This is a genomic window from Paenibacillus sp. FSL K6-0276 (assembly GCF_037977235.1).
Lineage (GTDB): Bacteria > Bacillota > Bacilli > Paenibacillales > Paenibacillaceae > Paenibacillus_AQ.
The window spans coordinates 6,044,145-6,060,084 of the sequence record NZ_CP150276.1; the positions used below are offsets into that span (position 1 = coordinate 6,044,145).

Consider the following 15,940-nt stretch of genomic DNA (forward strand, 5'->3'; position numbering starts at 1 on the left):
TGTTGAACAACCTCAATCATTTTAGAGAACTTTACTTATTTCGGCAAATTGAAAGTTACCTTATGAGTATTTATTTCCTCTGCCAGATCCTGTATACACGCTTCTAAATATGTATAGTCATCACCATACTCAAAAATATTTATATTATAGCAGTCTTTCCAGTGTCTTTGTACTTCTTGATTAATACCTTTCGGCATGAAAACATAATGAGGATTACTTTCTACTTTTGTTCTATTAGCAATTTCCAATAAAAGATTTATATCTGGGTCATTTAAACTATACCCTAAAAATACTATCGTATTAGTTAAAAATAGTGATTGAAGTATAGAATAAAATTCTGGATGTTTCCTTCTCGCCTCAAAAAACTCATTTTCTGTGAAAATAATGTTGTTTACATCATCGATTGTTCCATGAGCTTTAATAATTAAATTCTGTGAAGATCTCATATTAGAAACTATCTTACTAATCTGGTCAAAATAATTTACAACTGTATATCCATGAGTTCCACATGACGTTTCATAAATTTTGTCAAAGTTTGTTGTGATTACTATTTTGCAATTTATATCTTTGATGTATTCATGTATTTGACTTGGAGCAAAATGAGGTTCATCAAAATTTTTGTTTAAATAATCAGCATAACGTCCCGAATCACAATGATTTTTTATTGCCTGTAATGCCTTAAGATAATCGTTTTGAGATATCATATCATCTATATAACTTAATGCTGGATTGAGCGGATTTAATAAACCCTTAACTCCGTCAATAAACCTTCCCCATGTTAAGGGGCTTGATATTGCAGCTTGTGGATTTTGGCTCTTAGAATTTGCAGAAATTCCTGATCCAATAAAAAATATTGATCTTTTATTAGCAATTTCCCTTACTAAGTTCGGTGGAAAATCAATCATAATAAATCCCCCATGTTAGCAGAAATTTTTTCACAAATTCCCTTGAGAGCTTCTTCATAACTAACAACATGCCCATATTGCAAACCGCTAATTCCGTCTGCTGCCTTCAAGCCAAAAATAGGTGTGTTGCTGGATTGAGCTAAAGGCACTAAGCTATAGAGGTACGGAACATCGCCCAAATTCAACTTATCAATATCTAATTTATCAGGAATCAACTCTTGTAAATTATTTTCAATAATAGATGGAATTTCTTTTATTATTGCATCATAAGACTTGATTGGCCTGCGTCCATTTTTAAATGACTTAGTAACATATTGTTGAACAGAATATCCTATTAGACTGCTTACTTTTTCTACATTCAAATTTATATTAAACTCTTCATATGGTGTTCCCCTTCTCTGCATTAAGGTAACGCCATTTGAATAGTCCTCTTTCCATCCCCTTATCCATTTGGATATATTCTTAACAGCCATTAAGCTAAAGATATCTGACCCCATGGGAGTTACTATATAATCTGAATTGAGCAGTACACTTCTATTTAGAGCTCCTAAAGAAGGTCCAACATCAATAAAAGCAATATCATATGTATCTTCGAAATGATTCAATATACTATTTAACCAATTAGTTTTACGAAAACCTTCTATTGAACCAGATATACTTTTATTCCATGCATCACTAAGAATATCCTCAACAATCGATATATTAGGATCTCCTGGTATTAAATCTACTCCAAAACGATTTTTATCTCCTGTAGCAGGTTTTAAAAGAGCTGTGTTAATTTCTGGTGTCCCTTGAACAAGTGGTGTTAAGTAATCATGTAATGTTTTAATCTCTTTTTTATCCTCACTATACAGTAAATCCCATTCATCTTCCGGAATTATCATTTGTGTTGTATTTGCTTGAGGGTCTACATCTATAACTAATACCCTTTTCTTCATTTGTAGTGAAAAATATGCAGCAATATTAACTCCAAGAGTTGTTTTACCCACGCCACCTTTATTATTGAAAAAGGTTATTACCTTCAAAAATAACACCTCCATTTAATATTGATTACTTTTCAATTATAAACAATATGATTAGAAAAAAATCATACTATTTTGCTTTGTTATTTTCATAGAACACTTCCTATAATAAAGCCCGTCCATCTGTTCCCTTGCTAATTCTGCAAGCCGGATCATTCGTCAATCCATGGTGCTCTATCTCAATTACGTACAAATAGCCTTCGCTGATATCATAATTAGCCATTCGCCACACATCAAAATACGGTGCGAGTTCCCTAAAATTACCAACTCTATCAGTCAAGTAATCATACATTTCTCTCGACGGAAGTATTAATACCCCACCCAGTAATTGTTTGCGTAATATACCAGTTACCATCTTATTAATAGCCCTATGTGAGGAACTGATATTCCCAGTCTCCCATTCGACGGCAAAAAATTTATTATCAATAGGATAAACAGCGTCAATAGGCCCTGGCTTCGTATTGGTTACTCCAACATCTACACGATGTTCCAGTAACCAGTTAAACCGCAATAAATCTACCAAGAAAGTATCTTTAATCGGCTTAACTCCATTTCCTTTTTTCTCATTGTAAAGGAGGAATTGATCCGAACCTGCTGGGTGCTCCATTTGACCGATAGAAGACACAATCTGTAGCATGAGTTCTTCGATCTTTGTTGAGTTGGGTCCGCCCTTTTCGATTATTGGCACTATCTGTTTAACTATCATATTATCCCTCCATTTATGTGATCCGCATGTTTATTATTACCATCTGGATTACATAATACTCCAATGCTCAGATACTGTCAATGACTTGTCTTATAAAAATTGTTACAATAGAAACTATGGAGGGTTACAATGAATATCAACAACTTTTACAATACTCTTAATGTTACTAATGATACCGATCTCAAGGAATTTGCTAAGAAATCCGGAGTGAACTTCAGAAAGCTAAAATATTATGCTGAAGAAATGATTTATCCTAATAGAAGCGATATTGATAAGATTTTGGCTGTAACCGGCTTAAGTGAAATAGAACTTCAACTTAGGCTTGGCCATATTAATAGCGATCTCATGAAGCTCTTGTCTTCACACTCATCACAGATACTAGATATTCTGAAAGTGGATGAACAAGGGAAGCCAGAGAAACCGATTTTAAAATTTAACCCTATTTTTCAAACAGAGCTAGGGAAGCTATATCAAGAAGACTGCATTCCGCTCATCAGGTCACTCCCTCGTGAATCTGTAGATCTAGTCTTTGCAGATCCACCATTCAATTTAAATAAGAGTTATGAATCCGGAATGAATGATAAGCTCACCAAAGCAGAATACCTACAATGGACTGAAGAATGGGTACTAGGTTGCGTTGATTTGTTGAAAGAAGGTGGATCTTTATTTATATGGAATCTTCCTGTCTGGGGTACGCATATTTCCGAAATCTTAAACAAGCATCTTACTTTCAGGCACTGGATAGCTGCCGACATAAAATATAGATTGCCTATTCAAAATCGTTTATATCCTGCTCACTATTCATTGCTTTATTATACAAAGGGTGAAAAACCGAATACCTTTAATGGAGAGCGACTCCCACTTGAAGTATGTAGGCATTGTGGAGGGGACATTCGAGACTATGGAGGATATAAAGATAAGTTAAATCCACTAGGTATTAATTTGAGTGACATTTGGTACGATCTGTCGCCAGTTAGGCATAGTAAATATAAGACTCGTACAAGTAATGAATTGCCATTGAAATTATTGGAAAGAGTAATATCAATGGCCTCAAATGAAGGGGATACCGTATTCGACCCTTTCGGAGGAAGTGGAACCACATTTATTGTAAGTGAAATTCTTAAGCGGAAGTGGATCGGGTCAGAGCTCGGACCAGTGGATACTATCCAAGAGCGATTTAGAGATATCGAATTTCATGAAAAGGTAATTAAAGATATTCAAGAAGGTAAAAATAAACTTTTCACAGACGAAGTAAGAAAGATACGCATTAAAAATAATAAATGGTTACCGGAAACATTGAAGAACTCGCCTAATGGTAACTCGAAACGATCGGCCTCAGTTAAACAAATAGAGATCTTCCCAAAATTATAAATAAGAAAGGTCTCTGGATTATAACCCAGAGACCTTTCTTATCTTACTTCTTTTTGTCAGCTTCTTTTCTAATAGTTCCTATTAGTTTATCACTTCTAGTGTCACGTCCATCAGCATTTCTGATAGTACCTGGGGGTAAACCTGTCTTTTTTTCAAATGCCCCAACTGTACTGTCGCTTCGCGTTTTTCTCGTCATTTACTCACTCCTCAATTAAATATTTATTGGTTATTTCTCCAAAAATCAAGCATTCTATAAAAACAGAAGCTTAACTATTTTCGGTAATATATCACACACAAATATATTAATTCAGTAAAAAAATGTACTGTCTTAAAGATTTTGTCACCTTATAATGGAAATATAATCTAAAAATACAAATTTGTCAAAACCAATCTACTTAATTCATATTTCATCCTTTATTGTTGAACTCTCTGTAAACTTATCTACCGCATAGGTTCTGATTAACTTAATGACTTGCTTATCCTTAATAGCCACCAGTGTTGTTGCTTTGTTGGCAAAGTCTTTAATCGAAGCACCGAGCAAATAACAATCATTGTCGGCAAATATATACCGATCATGAAAATCCTTGGCCTTGTACCACTCAAAGTTGCCTCTCTGGGCTTTGAACTTTTCTACTGCAACAGGAGCATCGCCTTGCATTTTGGAGGTCAAAAGCTTTATTCGAACATCTAGATTTACAGTTTCCAACATTAGAAACAAAGTAGAGTCAACATAGTTGTCGACTATAAATAACTCTTTTCTGACATTTGCAAATATGTTCTTGATTGTGTTGTACGCATCAAATTGCTTACCCTTTTCAAAAAAGAAAGTAGTCTGCTCTTGCTCTTCCTTGGATTCGCTTTCAATAGAATCCCATGTTTGATCAAACCATTGTCGTTCATGCGGGTCTAACGTTCTCCAATTGGGTTGCTTTAATCCTTTTTCCAAGGTAACCTGATCGTAAAAATCCTTCGATTCCTTATAATATATTTGCACGTTATCTTCGATAACCCCGAACCCAAAATCAGAAAGGTACTCATTTTCTATTTTGGCAACTAATTCTTCAATCTTGTTAGTAATACTGTTATATCCATACTCATGGACCATCAGAAGGTATGGAATATCAGATTTCACGAAAAATTTGAATAGGGCAAACCCTGTTCTGTTGCCGAAACTCACGTTATCTTGAAAGATCACCATTTCTTCTTCTACGAAGATCTTCTTCCTGCTTTCCGAAGTGAGACCGTAACTGGACTTGTATAAATTACTCAAAATATAGTGTTTGGAGCTTGGCCCCCAGCGCTTTCTATATTGCATAGAATCATAATACGATCTGCCAAAATAATCATTGTTTAAACGTAATTGCTGGTTGCTAAGCGTGCTTAGAATAGGGTCATGTCCTGTATACCTACCGCATATGAACTCGACCAAAAGCTTGTACTCCGCCAAAGTGACTTCTTTATAGTTCCGTCTTATCTTTTCAATAATGATGTCATACTCTTTTTGCTTAATTCTGCTCATTGTAGCTCCTATTAATATTACTATTTACTCCATATATTGTAACAGTATAATGCTATCTCTATCTACTAAAAAGATGTTAATTATTACATATTGCTCTACGATTCATAGCTATAGTGAATAGTAGGAATACTTAAAAATATGTATCTTCAAAAAAAAGGAATATATATTATTATTTTGAAAGCTGTTCGTATACAAATAGCTTATTCTGTTTTTAAGGGGGACCTTTTATACATACCAAATAGATCTAAATAAACATTAAACCTATTGCCCAATAACTATTCCATATCTAAAGGAGCCTTATATGCACACTCAAACTACCCACTTACTAGAACTGTTACAAAACCGATTTTGCCACAATGACCTACATGGAATAAGCACACAGAACGTCTGGATCATGGCAGCATCCTTAGCCCCCTATTCCGAATTTCATCACCCCAGTACTATAGACACAAGTATATGCGTACCCACGCATACTGTCAGAATCATACTTCGAACTACGGATGAAGACGGAGCGAATGATTACGTTGATGGAACTGACATTTTCATAAACATAAATGAAGCAACTCAAGAAACTAAATTAATGTGGGAGGACCTTTGGATAGAGGGTCCTCCCATTTTTGATGGTGGTACAATACCCGATGCCCTTAAATGGATAAACGAGCTTGCTGAACCTTTCTATACACAATTCAAAGACCCCTTTCTCTTCCCAGATATCGAATAGCCTCAACATATACGCTGATGACTATCTCCCCACAGAACGTAAAAAAGATATAATCAGCTAACCCCCGAGGGACTTTCGGTGACAGTTACAATGCTTCAGAATATTGTCCTTTTCGACATACTCGACTTCAAAAAACGGAGGCATCCATATGACCATCAATCTCAGCGAAAATAAGAAAAAGGTACTGATCAATTTCATTAATCAACACTTTGAAGAACACATGTCCCGCTTCCCCTATGCTAAATACCCAGCTGAACCGCTTGATATCTGGCGGAAACAATTCGCCAATCCCAGTAGTGTCCGTCCAGATATGCTCCGCTCTGCCCTTTCTTGGCAGTGCGGCTATTGGCAGCGCAAAGATGCGCCTCATATCTATAAGAAAATCGCCATTATCGCCATCAAATCATGGCCTGAGTTCATAGAGAAAGCCCTAACCGATCCTTCAGAAATATTGGACTATTGGATAGAGAAGTTCTCTCGTGATACCCAAGGATTTGACGCAGCTTCCTTCCTACTACACCTACTCCAACCCGATGTCTTTGAACTTGTCGATAACCACCGCCTGACTGCTATTCGTAACCTTTTGAAAGAAACGGGGCATGACACTACTGCACAAGAGACAACCCTTGTTCTGTCCGATCTAACACATTTCACGGAGTTTTTTCGTGCGCTCCTTCCCAAAATGCAGGCGAATCATGAAGACCGAGGACATGTACAGCTTGATCGCTTTCTAAAAGCGTACGGCAATCGAGAGGTACTTGCCAAGGTTGCTGGCAAGACATGTCCCACTATTGAACCACAAGTTCCTTATGTAAAATGGGAGGCTATAACCTGCAAGCATTTCCATCCTGAAAGCATCGTTTCTCGCTCCAATGCCGATATCCTTTTTGCATGTCTACTGATCGCCTTAGATAATAATCCAGAACAGGCTTCTACATCGACCATAGCAGAGGTCGTAAAGCTTCTTCCATTAGGTAGTGGGGGGATCTGTAATCCAGGCAGCTACCACTATGCCATGATCGCTATGTTCAGTGGACAAAAGGGGCGTGATTTTTTCGTATTCAAGGATGAGGCCCTCTCTGCTGCCTTCACAGAGCAGGCCAACAATTCAACCAGGGACATGCGCTTTTATCGCAAGCATGAGCATGCCAAGATTAGTATCAATCCCAAATATACCAAAGCCTAACCTTCCACAAAGTTGCGTCCATTCCGTCAAAGTCGATAGGGACGACACGGACGATATTTGAAGTCTAAAATTGTATTTGCTAATATCAATCAGTAATGGAGCGTACAGAGATGAAGAAAAAAATACGACAAGGTGTAGTACACCTTGCCGAGAAGGAAGATTGTCTGCTACAGCAGGTGGGGACTACCCAGCATTTGCTTACAGCAATCATTAGTCATTTAGAAAAGTAAGGCACCTTAGATTATAAATCAGCCCTTTTTATTATTTCAGAAACTCATAGGCTGTTTGCTCGGGCTGTTCGTAAGCTTTTGAAGTGCCGCCTCAAGCAAAGTTATTTGAAAAGCCATGCACATGCCGACACGTAAAAAAGCGAGCCAACTAGCATATGCTAATCGCCCGCCCCCACCATTTAACCTTCACTTTTCTCCTGATCCTGATCCAGCGTTTCAAACATATCTCTGATCATACGTTGGACCAACTTCACCTCAGCCAGGCTACGCTCACGGAGCAAGGAGACATGAATATCTAGAATGTTTTGCTTATCCACTTCCTCCTCCAAAACATCCAATCGGCCAAATTTGAGCGCTTCCGACGGGTCGGCCTCCAGGGCTGACATAATCTTTTCCAGTGAGTTGAGAGAGATATTCCGCTTCCCCCGTTCTACTCCACCGATATACGTATCCTGCAAATCAGCCATTTCAGCTAGCTTCGCCTGTGAAAGCCCCTTTTGTATCCTGAGTTGCTTGATTCTAGCCCCTACCAGTATCAAAAAGTCCGTCATTCCCTACCACCTCTACTTCCAAGCGTAAGGAATAGATCACTCGCCTGACAGGTCATCAAACTATAAGAAAATGTTGTAAATATAACTTATAAGTTCGTATAATGGGAATATCGAACGGTTAGTGCCTCAAAGAACTCATTAACCACTAATCGCATTTCAAAAAGAAAGGAAGATACAGTATGTCTCGTATGGAAATTATACAGGAATCCCCCCTAACCGATGAACTTATTTCCGTTTACTCAATCATCGGGTATTTCCTTGTCACCTGTAAAGAGTTGGGTATGGACAAGCTTCACGGAGAGCACCTCGCCGCGCAGGCCGCCAGCCAGATCATGAAGATCAGTACCAAGCAAGCAGAAGCTGCTTATTACAACGCGAGTGAGCTGAGCAAAAAGAAGGGTTGGGGCGTAGGGGAACTCATAAAGTGGAATAAAGCCAAGTCCCGCATGAATAGCCCTGTTGCCGAAGCTGTTCTGAAAAAAATCGCTGAGGGTGAACGTCTCAACAACCATGTTATTTCTGAAATTCAAGCCTTTGGATACCTGAGTCTGGCTGCGCTTGAACTGAATTTCTTAAGTGGACAGCTTACACCGCTGGAGATGGAGTTCAACTATCAGCTTAGGACACTGGACCAGAATGAGGCTTTCGCTATCGGACTTCGTTTTTTGGGAATCGAATCGAATAAAAACTAAACTATCATTGAGAGGAAGATGAATCATGTTAGACTTTTTGGCAGGCGCACTAATCCTGGGGCTCGGAGCCTTCTACTATATCATACTAAATAAGATATTTTCCATTACCTACATAGGATTCTCAGGATTCTTTAAAGTTGTGGGAGGATGCCTTGTCGCCTCATTGCTGACTATTGGCTTCACATTGGACTGGATACAGTCTCATCCTGTATGGGCGAGCATTATCGGAGTCCTTCTTTTGGTAATCATCATTGCGGCGTGGGTCGGCAAGTCAACTACTGAGGACGAAATGCCAGCCCATGAGGAGCAACTATAATTATGAAAAATCCGCTAAAATCATGCTTTTATGTCTCCTTCATGCCAGCTTTGCGACTATAGCCAGCGCGGCATCCAACCTTTCAGTAGTGATCAACGGGCATTTAATGCTTTTACCGAAACCTACGGTAGCTTCGACAAAGTGAATGCTGATTGGCAGAAGTGGCTTAAACAGTAGATGGGAAAATAAAAGATGTAGTATCTATTCAGTGGACGAGGAAGAGAGCTTTTGTCTTCCTCTTTTTCATTCTGTTCACTCCCTTCCCTTTTGATATAATTGGTAAGAGTTTAGAAACCCATTGTAAAGGAGTAGAAATATGGAAGGGATATTATTACAAAAAAAAGGAACACACTACAAAACTAAAGAAAAAGATACGTTAGAACCCTTTATTTCACTGAGGGAACTTTCAAAGCAAGTATATCCTCATCACAACGAGGATTATGCCTATACAAAAACCCTCTCCAATTTTAAAGCAGCATGTAAGCAAAATAATCTAGACCACAAAGATTTCCTATCAGGTCGTCAATATAATATTCCTCAAACTGCAAAGACAACCTGGGTAAGCCTTATCACGAGTATTGACTTGATTGAGAAGAAAGCAGAGCCGAAAATTGAAGAGATTGATGAGTATTTCATGAAGTTGTTGCAAACAAGAAAATCCATAGAAAATCTAGCTGATACCCCACCTGAGTTTTCCCTGGAGGACAACGCTACATTTCTGGATTTTTTTTACGCGCCTGATGGAAAGCAAAATACTATATCAGACTACTATCAAAAATACATAGTTGATCATGTAGCTGCTGACTTTGATTATATCCAAAAAAATGCTCCTGAAGATCGGGTTGTTTTTTATAGTGAGACTTATCACGATCAAGCAATGTTCCATTTACAAAAAATCAGAAATATTGTTAGAGCAATGACCAATGGGAAACTAAATCAATGAAATCTAACACCTAAGAAGAGAGTCCAACTGGACTCTTCTTTTTTTTGCGCTTAGCAAGAACGTATGTTTGTGTATATAAATCCTGGTTTTCGTAGTTTTGTCTATATTTTTTTGACATTCCTCTTAGTTTAAGATGAACTTATCGGCGAAACACCGAGAGATACTAACTGGTTATCCACTTGTACAAAAATATCATAAGGAAAGGATGTTCTAGCCCATGTCAAAACTTCATCTCGTTCAATGCTCTAGCAGTAGACAACCATCACCAATCCATGTTTCCAGCATTATCCCAGGTAAACATTTCGGCATAATTACCAATGCCGAAGTCATTCAGAACGAAAAACTTCTCCTAGAGGTAAATGTCTTTCACGAGGGAGACATTCCCCCTTACCAAATGTCCTTCAGAGCGATGGTCGACTGGCAACCCTACAGCACCTTCTATCAGACGTTGCTTGGCCTGGGTGTAATTCCAAGAAAGGGAGCAGGTATTGAAACGTACAGCTTAGTGAATATGGATGTCATCGTCGAGATACAGGAACACGTAGACGATGCGAAAGGCTTCATGTATAGCATTTCCAGTATTTCGATGCGTACCTCTTTGCCTGTTGCTCTGTGAAGATCCTGTTGGACATACATCACGACTTTAAAGATATCGTTTAAACCAAGAGCAAATACCTAACTATCCTCAATCCATACCCTGGTTACCTTGTCAAAATAGTTGTTCATGGTAAGGATCGAGAATAGCAATAGAACCTGAGAGGAAGTAAAACTATGAATTCTATGTTTCAGTGTCCTGCCGACCCGACACCAAACTCGTATGAGCTTCTACCTATTGATAATGGCATCCATTTAGGGATGATTTGCAAATCCAGAAAACGAAATCGTTCTCTTGTTATGAATCTTTCAATATTGCCGGAAGGGCATGACCATGAACATCGGATAACCTATAGAATCTCTGAAGATTGGAGGCCAGGAAGCGAATTTACTACCACGCTAACAAATCTTGGGGTGCTTATGAGTCCAGGGTCGTATTTTGATCCACGCAGTCTTGTAGGTCTGCCGATAATGTTGGATGTTCAAGCTGTCGAAGATGAACTGGGTTACAGAGTATATACGGTACTGGAAATGCGGTCAGCCACTGAGCAAGAGGCTACTCGAACGGATTTTGATGAAGAGGATCTTTCTACTGATTTTGATGACGTATTTAGCGATTTCGCTCATAACGATGACCTTGAAGAGGAGATTGATATGGACAGAGAAGAAGACAGCCTTGTTCTCGATCTTGATGACGACTTTATCTGGGAAGACTAATCTACCCAGAATGCTAAAGCCTAAACTTAATAGAATTGAGGTAGCTCTATGGATAACAAGAAAAAACCCAGACCTAAAAAAGGCTTCTCGCAAGATTCTTTATCCAAAACCGGAAATGAAAAAAGCCCGAGGCAAACCGAAGCCCAAGAGCTTATTTCGCTCTTTTCAAATAATCTCTTTTTCGTTGACCAGTATAACGAACCATACTGTAAGCTAGTTGACAACGGCGAGACGAGAATATTCAAAGTGTGTAGCAAGGAGTTCAAATTGAACCTTAGTAAGGCGTTCTATCTTTCTGACGGTAAACCACCAAGCCCTGATGCACTCAAGCAAGCTGTTAATCACTTTGAGGCAATGGCTATGTTTGATGGTAAGGTCAAAAGGCTTGAACGACGAGTAGCCCAAACTCAAGGCCACTATTTCTATGACCTGTGTGATCCGAAAAAAGGTACTGTAATGATATCAGCATCGAAATACAAAATCATCACTAGAGATCCGTGCATCTTTTATAGGACCAAAAACATGTCTCCACAGTTTAAGCCTAATTTCTCATGCACCCATAATTTAATCAATCTTTTATCCAAGCATTTTCGGACACAGCGAAAATCAGACATACTCCTACTGGCTATCTACATCATTTCCTGTCTTGTGCCGGATATCTCACATCCTCTTCTTGTTTTCATAGGAGAGAAAGGTGCTGCGAAATCAACCACCATGAGAATGGTAAGATCTATTGTCGACCCCTCAAGGATTGATCTGCTATCCATGCCTAACAGCAACGAGGCTCTGGCGCTAATGCTCAATAACAACTACATGCCAGCATTCGACAATCTGGATTACCTATCACCAGAGCGCTCAGACTTACTCTGTATGGCTGCTACAGGTGGGAGTATCAGCAAGCGTAAGCTTTATACTGACGACGGAGAGGTTGTCCTCAATCTTAAGCGTTGTGTCATGCTTAATGGCATTAATTCTATCGTCACAAGATCGGATCTTTTAGACCGCTCCATTGTTATAGAATTGAAACGCATCTCTCCCGAAGATCGCAAGGATGAAAGAACAATATGGGATTCATTCCAAGCGGATCTACCGGATATTCTTGGAGCTTGCTTCATTGCTCTCTCCAAGGCTATGAGTATCCATCCTAAAGTCCAACTCTCCAAGCTACCCCGAATGGCTGACTTTGCAAAATGGGGATATGCAATTGGTGAAGCTCTTGGCGGCCATGGCGATAATTTTCTAAAGTATTACGAGTTCAATCAAAAGCATGCCAGTACGGAGATATTGTCAAATAACCCTGTAGCTTCATCTATTCTAAAATTCATGGAGGACCAAGAAAAATGGACGGGAAGTGCTACAACTCTCCTCTTCGCATTGGACCACACATGCATGAATATGGGAATTCGAAAAGTCGGTAAAAATTGGCCTGAGAGTCCCAACTCTCTCACAAGGCGTATGAACAATCTACGTTCAAATCTAGAACAAGCTGGTATCTTCTTTGAATGCCGAAAGAATGGGGCGAGAACAATCACCATCACGAATGAGAATGCCAAACAAAGTAAAATAAAGCCCCGTAAAAAACGAAGCATTTACCATACCTATGCCGAATCAGACTCCTTACTTGAATAGTTAAAAATATCGTCCGTAGTGTCCTTTACGCCTTGAACTATAGGCGGTAAGGTCACTTACGGCAGTATTCGGAAGTAGTCTATGGGTAGTGAGGAACGTACACCTTACGATATGTAAATATTTTGAAATATATATTATATATTGGTACCCCTGGAGTAACAGGAGGCACATATCCGTAAGGAGGCGAACATATTGCTCACTATCCAACGTACATCTGATATTGTAAAGCACGGTCAAACCTTATCCCCCTTTCTGCTAGAGGTAGTGTCACAAGAACACTCTCAGCTATGCCAGATACTGAATTTTGACGAGGGAGACGATAAGTATCGACTAGACACCATAGGACATACCATTACCTGTCTGGAACATCATGAATCTCAATCCAACCTAGCAACCTTAGGACTCACATACCCTTTTCTGCATGTAGAGTATGTGGAAATCTATGAGCTACCAGAAGCGAAGTATTATCGAATTCTACTCATGTATGACAACGAAAGCTTTACAACGGTCTTTTCTGTAAAGGGAACCCAGAATACTAAATTGGAGGAATGGCTTGCGGACCAATCCATACAAGGGGAGGCTGAATACCTGTGAAGGGCAAAGATAAAGAACCTCCAGCTAAGCGAATTCAGGTACTCAGTCTCCGTATGGTTCGAGAACAAACATCTATTTTATATCCGCAGCGCAAAATCAATAGTCCAACCGATGCAGCTGAACTTTTCCGACAGTTCATTGGTGATTGTGACCGAGAATCTTTTTGTATTCTTACGCTGGACACCAAGAATCAGCCCACAGCCTTGCATCAAGTATCCTGCGGGACATTGAATGCATCTCTTGTTCATCCAAGGGAGACGTACAAGCTTGCGATTCTCTCCAATGCCGCTTCTATTATAGCTTGTCATAATCATCCCAGCGGCGATCCAATACCAAGCTCTGAGGATATTGAACTAACAGAGAGAATTCGTGATGCAGGAACTCTAATGGGCATAGACCTACTCGACCATATTGTATTAGGGCATCAAAATCATATCAGTATGAAGGAACGAGGCCTAATGTAGAAATTCAACCTTCATATCTATAAAGCCATTATTCATACCAACCTCAAGGGGGAATCATACATGGAAATCATGACTGAAACCAACGAAATGACCTTATTCATCGACATTCTTTCTGATATGATCTGCCAGTACCTAGATACCCATCCATCCACTCTTATAGAATCCATACCGTCCATAGCTCAAATTCAGACGGACGAAATACCGAAAGCAGCATAGGTCAACGTATGACAAACAAAATCATAGCGGCCCTTTATATCCGCGTGTCAACTGATATGCAAGTGGAAGGATACAGCCTTGATGCTCAGCGGGAAGCACTCCTAAACCACTGCCGTAAAATTCAGACCAATGTTTTTAAGGTGTACGTAGACGCTGGACGTTCCGGTAAGTCCATTGAGGGTAGACCAGCTCTCCAGGAACTGCTGACCGATGCACAAAAAGGCTGCTTCAATAGAGTTATCTGCTTGCGCCTCAATCGGCTATCCCGTAATCTGAAGGACCTTCTCACCATTGTGGAGCTTCTGGAAAAGCATCAAATCGGACTCTATAGTCTCAAAGAACGACTAGAAACGGATACGCCAATGGGAAAGTTTGTCCTGCAGATGATGGGCGCAACAGCTCAACTTGAACAATCACAAATCTCTCAGAACGTTAAGCTTAGCATGCGTGAGCGCAGCAGACAGGGAAAATGGAACTGCGGAAACCAAGTTTTGGGCTATACATGGCTTCCTCATCCCGTTAATCCCAACCTTTCCCGTGTGGAAATTGTATCCGAGGAAGCAAAGCTGGTTCAAGATATCTTCAATTCCTACGCAAGCGGTCAGGGATACAAATCCATTGCTAACCGACTGAACAAGGAGGGTCTTTTCACCAAACGCGGTAACCCTTTTAGTGTTGCCTCTGTACGTGGCATCTTGAACAACTGCAACTATATCGGCAAGGTCAAATTCACTGCTAATAGTAATCAAAGAAAAAGTGTAACCGGATGCCAGGAACCCATCATCACAGAAGAGTTATGGGAGCAAGTCCAGCATCAGTTATCACGCCGTTCGCATCCTGTAAACAAAACCAATCTCCGTCTCTTTCCCCTATCTGGGCTGCTCAAATGCCCGGAGTGCGGGCAAGGGATGGTTCCTGGACATGTACGAAGATATCGCAAAAATGGCATGATATCCCTTTCAGAGTATTATATCTGTGGACGGTCCTCTGCTCACGGATCATCTATCTGCCGATCCAACCATGTCAGAGCTCCAGAAGCCGAAGATTGGGTTAGCGAACAGATCGGACATTTTCTGGGCAATCCATCTATTGCTGCAAAGCTCATCACCGAAATCAACCAGCGACGCGAAAAAGCATTGAGACCACATCTAAGGAAGATGAAGCAGATTGATACACAGCTTACTTCATTAAAGAGTCGTAGCTTTCGTTGCTTTGAACTTTTTGAAGACGGACATATCAATAATGATACGCTGAAAGAACGCCTGGATGAGATCAAAGGGGAGTCAGACAACCTTGTACAGGAGAGAGCAGAGTTGGAACACATCATAGAGGCGCATACTCCAGAACAAGCCTATGCCCCAGCGGGCATTAAAAAAGCGCTTGAAGAAATACGAACAATCCTAAGTGCTGCACAACCAGAGCAACAAAAGGCGTTATATTGCAGCCTGATCAAGAGCATCTCTATCTCGCCTGATCGAGACATACAAAAGACCGTCATTTGCGGTAATACTGCCCTACTCGATCTAGAAATCCCACCTAATCTAAAGCAAAGGGGCGAATAACC

At 39.9% G+C, this 15,940-nt stretch carries 20 protein-coding genes; 14 read left to right on the forward strand and 6 right to left on the reverse strand.

Annotation, left to right across the window (positions count from 1 at the left end):
• Positions 1-35: 35 nt before the first annotated feature.
• From MHH52_RS28490 to MHH52_RS28500, 3 genes are all read right to left on the reverse strand, one after another.
• Positions 36-905 carry an SIR2 family protein gene (locus MHH52_RS28490; protein WP_340005832.1) on the reverse strand — a complete coding sequence of 290 codons (870 nt, stop codon included), beginning with the start codon at positions 903-905 and terminating at the stop codon, positions 36-38.
• Positions 902-1,930, reverse strand: coding sequence for a ParA family protein (locus MHH52_RS28495; protein WP_340005834.1), 1,029 nt, complete (start codon positions 1,928-1,930; stop codon positions 902-904). The genes MHH52_RS28490 and MHH52_RS28495 overlap by 4 nt, the downstream gene beginning before the upstream one ends.
• 100 nt (positions 1,931-2,030) lie before the next feature.
• Positions 2,031-2,633, reverse strand: coding sequence for a hypothetical protein (locus tag MHH52_RS28500; protein ID WP_340005836.1), 603 nt, complete (start codon positions 2,631-2,633; stop codon positions 2,031-2,033).
• Positions 2,634-2,762: 129 nt separating this feature from the next.
• Here MHH52_RS28500 and MHH52_RS28505 point away from each other — a divergent pair, with 129 nt between their 5' ends.
• Positions 2,763-4,004 carry a site-specific DNA-methyltransferase gene (locus tag MHH52_RS28505; protein ID WP_340005838.1) on the forward strand — a complete coding sequence of 414 codons (1,242 nt, stop codon included), beginning with the start codon at positions 2,763-2,765 and terminating at the stop codon, positions 4,002-4,004.
• Positions 4,005-4,047: 43 nt separating this feature from the next.
• Here the strand turns inward: MHH52_RS28505 and MHH52_RS28510 are convergent, their stop codons facing one another.
• Positions 4,048-4,200 (reverse strand): hypothetical protein, encoded by a 153-nt coding sequence (locus MHH52_RS28510; RefSeq protein WP_340005840.1) that lies wholly within the window; start codon positions 4,198-4,200, stop codon positions 4,048-4,050.
• A 204-nt stretch (positions 4,201-4,404) separates the two neighbouring features.
• Positions 4,405-5,523 carry a hypothetical protein gene (locus MHH52_RS28515; RefSeq protein WP_340005842.1) on the reverse strand — a complete coding sequence of 373 codons (1,119 nt, stop codon included), beginning with the start codon at positions 5,521-5,523 and terminating at the stop codon, positions 4,405-4,407.
• A gap of 394 nt (positions 5,524-5,917) precedes the next feature.
• Here MHH52_RS28515 and MHH52_RS28520 point away from each other — a divergent pair, with 394 nt between their 5' ends.
• Both MHH52_RS28520 and MHH52_RS28525 read left to right on the forward strand, forming a co-directional pair.
• On the forward strand, positions 5,918-6,244 hold the full coding sequence (locus MHH52_RS28520; RefSeq protein WP_340005843.1) for a hypothetical protein: 327 nt from the start codon (positions 5,918-5,920) through the stop codon (positions 6,242-6,244).
• A 148-nt stretch (positions 6,245-6,392) separates the two neighbouring features.
• Positions 6,393-7,430, forward strand: a complete 1,038-nt coding sequence (locus tag MHH52_RS28525; RefSeq protein ID WP_340005844.1) for a hypothetical protein — start codon at positions 6,393-6,395, stop codon at positions 7,428-7,430.
• A 409-nt stretch (positions 7,431-7,839) separates the two neighbouring features.
• Here the strand turns inward: MHH52_RS28525 and MHH52_RS28530 are convergent, their stop codons facing one another.
• Positions 7,840-8,211, reverse strand: coding sequence for a helix-turn-helix domain-containing protein (locus tag MHH52_RS28530; protein WP_340005846.1), 372 nt, complete (start codon positions 8,209-8,211; stop codon positions 7,840-7,842).
• 179 nt (positions 8,212-8,390) lie between these two features.
• On the opposite strand from MHH52_RS28530, the gene MHH52_RS28535 reads away from it, so the two are divergent.
• From MHH52_RS28535 to MHH52_RS28585, 11 genes are all read left to right on the forward strand, one after another.
• Positions 8,391-8,903: a hypothetical protein gene (locus tag MHH52_RS28535; protein WP_340005848.1), complete on the forward strand. Its 513-nt coding sequence runs from the start codon at positions 8,391-8,393 to the stop codon at positions 8,901-8,903.
• Between the two features lie 25 nt (positions 8,904-8,928).
• Positions 8,929-9,219 carry a hypothetical protein gene (locus tag MHH52_RS28540; RefSeq protein ID WP_340005850.1) on the forward strand — a complete coding sequence of 97 codons (291 nt, stop codon included), beginning with the start codon at positions 8,929-8,931 and terminating at the stop codon, positions 9,217-9,219.
• A gap of 30 nt (positions 9,220-9,249) precedes the next feature.
• Complete coding sequence (locus MHH52_RS28545; RefSeq protein WP_340005851.1) at positions 9,250-9,396, forward strand: hypothetical protein; 147 nt, start codon at positions 9,250-9,252, stop codon at positions 9,394-9,396.
• A gap of 139 nt (positions 9,397-9,535) precedes the next feature.
• Positions 9,536-10,162 carry a hypothetical protein gene (locus MHH52_RS28550; protein WP_340005852.1) on the forward strand — a complete coding sequence of 209 codons (627 nt, stop codon included), beginning with the start codon at positions 9,536-9,538 and terminating at the stop codon, positions 10,160-10,162.
• Positions 10,163-10,571: 409 nt separating this feature from the next.
• Positions 10,572-10,778: a hypothetical protein gene (locus MHH52_RS28555; protein WP_340005854.1), complete on the forward strand. Its 207-nt coding sequence runs from the start codon at positions 10,572-10,574 to the stop codon at positions 10,776-10,778.
• A 155-nt stretch (positions 10,779-10,933) separates the two neighbouring features.
• Positions 10,934-11,473 (forward strand): hypothetical protein, encoded by a 540-nt coding sequence (locus MHH52_RS28560; protein ID WP_340005856.1) that lies wholly within the window; start codon positions 10,934-10,936, stop codon positions 11,471-11,473.
• A gap of 48 nt (positions 11,474-11,521) precedes the next feature.
• A complete protein-coding gene (locus MHH52_RS28565; protein WP_340005859.1) occupies positions 11,522-13,102 on the forward strand; it encodes a hypothetical protein in 1,581 nt (526 codons plus the stop codon).
• 192 nt (positions 13,103-13,294) lie between these two features.
• Entirely contained in the window at positions 13,295-13,696 is a 402-nt protein-coding gene (locus MHH52_RS28570) for a hypothetical protein (protein ID WP_340005862.1), read from the forward strand.
• A gap of 53 nt (positions 13,697-13,749) precedes the next feature.
• Entirely contained in the window at positions 13,750-14,160 is a 411-nt protein-coding gene (locus tag MHH52_RS28575) for a JAB domain-containing protein (RefSeq protein ID WP_340009869.1), read from the forward strand.
• A gap of 60 nt (positions 14,161-14,220) precedes the next feature.
• Complete coding sequence (locus MHH52_RS28580; protein ID WP_340005864.1) at positions 14,221-14,376, forward strand: hypothetical protein; 156 nt, start codon at positions 14,221-14,223, stop codon at positions 14,374-14,376.
• An 8-nt stretch (positions 14,377-14,384) separates the two neighbouring features.
• Positions 14,385-15,938 (forward strand): recombinase family protein, encoded by a 1,554-nt coding sequence (locus MHH52_RS28585; RefSeq protein WP_340005866.1) that lies wholly within the window; start codon positions 14,385-14,387, stop codon positions 15,936-15,938.
• Positions 15,939-15,940: the final 2 nt, after the last annotated feature.

Coding starts and splice junctions, on each gene's coding strand:
- MHH52_RS28490 (WP_340005832.1), bottom strand. CDS start 905: ATGATTGATTTTCCACCGAACTTAGTAAGGGAAATTGCTAATAAAAGA.
- MHH52_RS28500 (WP_340005836.1), bottom strand. CDS start 2,633: ATGATAGTTAAACAGATAGTGCCAATAATCGAAAAGGGCGGACCCAAC.
- MHH52_RS28505 (WP_340005838.1), top strand. CDS start 2,763: ATGAATATCAACAACTTTTACAATACTCTTAATGTTACTAATGATACC.
- MHH52_RS28510 (WP_340005840.1), bottom strand. CDS start 4,200: ATGACGAGAAAAACGCGAAGCGACAGTACAGTTGGGGCATTTGAAAAA.
- MHH52_RS28515 (WP_340005842.1), bottom strand. CDS start 5,523: ATGAGCAGAATTAAGCAAAAAGAGTATGACATCATTATTGAAAAGATA.
- MHH52_RS28520 (WP_340005843.1), top strand. CDS start 5,918: ATGGCAGCATCCTTAGCCCCCTATTCCGAATTTCATCACCCCAGTACT.
- MHH52_RS28525 (WP_340005844.1), top strand. CDS start 6,393: ATGACCATCAATCTCAGCGAAAATAAGAAAAAGGTACTGATCAATTTC.
- MHH52_RS28530 (WP_340005846.1), bottom strand. CDS start 8,211: ATGACGGACTTTTTGATACTGGTAGGGGCTAGAATCAAGCAACTCAGG.
- MHH52_RS28535 (WP_340005848.1), top strand. CDS start 8,391: ATGTCTCGTATGGAAATTATACAGGAATCCCCCCTAACCGATGAACTT.
- MHH52_RS28540 (WP_340005850.1), top strand. CDS start 8,929: ATGTTAGACTTTTTGGCAGGCGCACTAATCCTGGGGCTCGGAGCCTTC.
- MHH52_RS28545 (WP_340005851.1), top strand. CDS start 9,250: ATGTCTCCTTCATGCCAGCTTTGCGACTATAGCCAGCGCGGCATCCAA.
- MHH52_RS28550 (WP_340005852.1), top strand. CDS start 9,536: ATGGAAGGGATATTATTACAAAAAAAAGGAACACACTACAAAACTAAA.
- MHH52_RS28555 (WP_340005854.1), top strand. CDS start 10,572: ATGGTCGACTGGCAACCCTACAGCACCTTCTATCAGACGTTGCTTGGC.
- MHH52_RS28560 (WP_340005856.1), top strand. CDS start 10,934: ATGAATTCTATGTTTCAGTGTCCTGCCGACCCGACACCAAACTCGTAT.
- MHH52_RS28565 (WP_340005859.1), top strand. CDS start 11,522: ATGGATAACAAGAAAAAACCCAGACCTAAAAAAGGCTTCTCGCAAGAT.
- MHH52_RS28575 (WP_340009869.1), top strand. CDS start 13,750: ATGGTTCGAGAACAAACATCTATTTTATATCCGCAGCGCAAAATCAAT.
- MHH52_RS28580 (WP_340005864.1), top strand. CDS start 14,221: ATGGAAATCATGACTGAAACCAACGAAATGACCTTATTCATCGACATT.
- MHH52_RS28585 (WP_340005866.1), top strand. CDS start 14,385: ATGACAAACAAAATCATAGCGGCCCTTTATATCCGCGTGTCAACTGAT.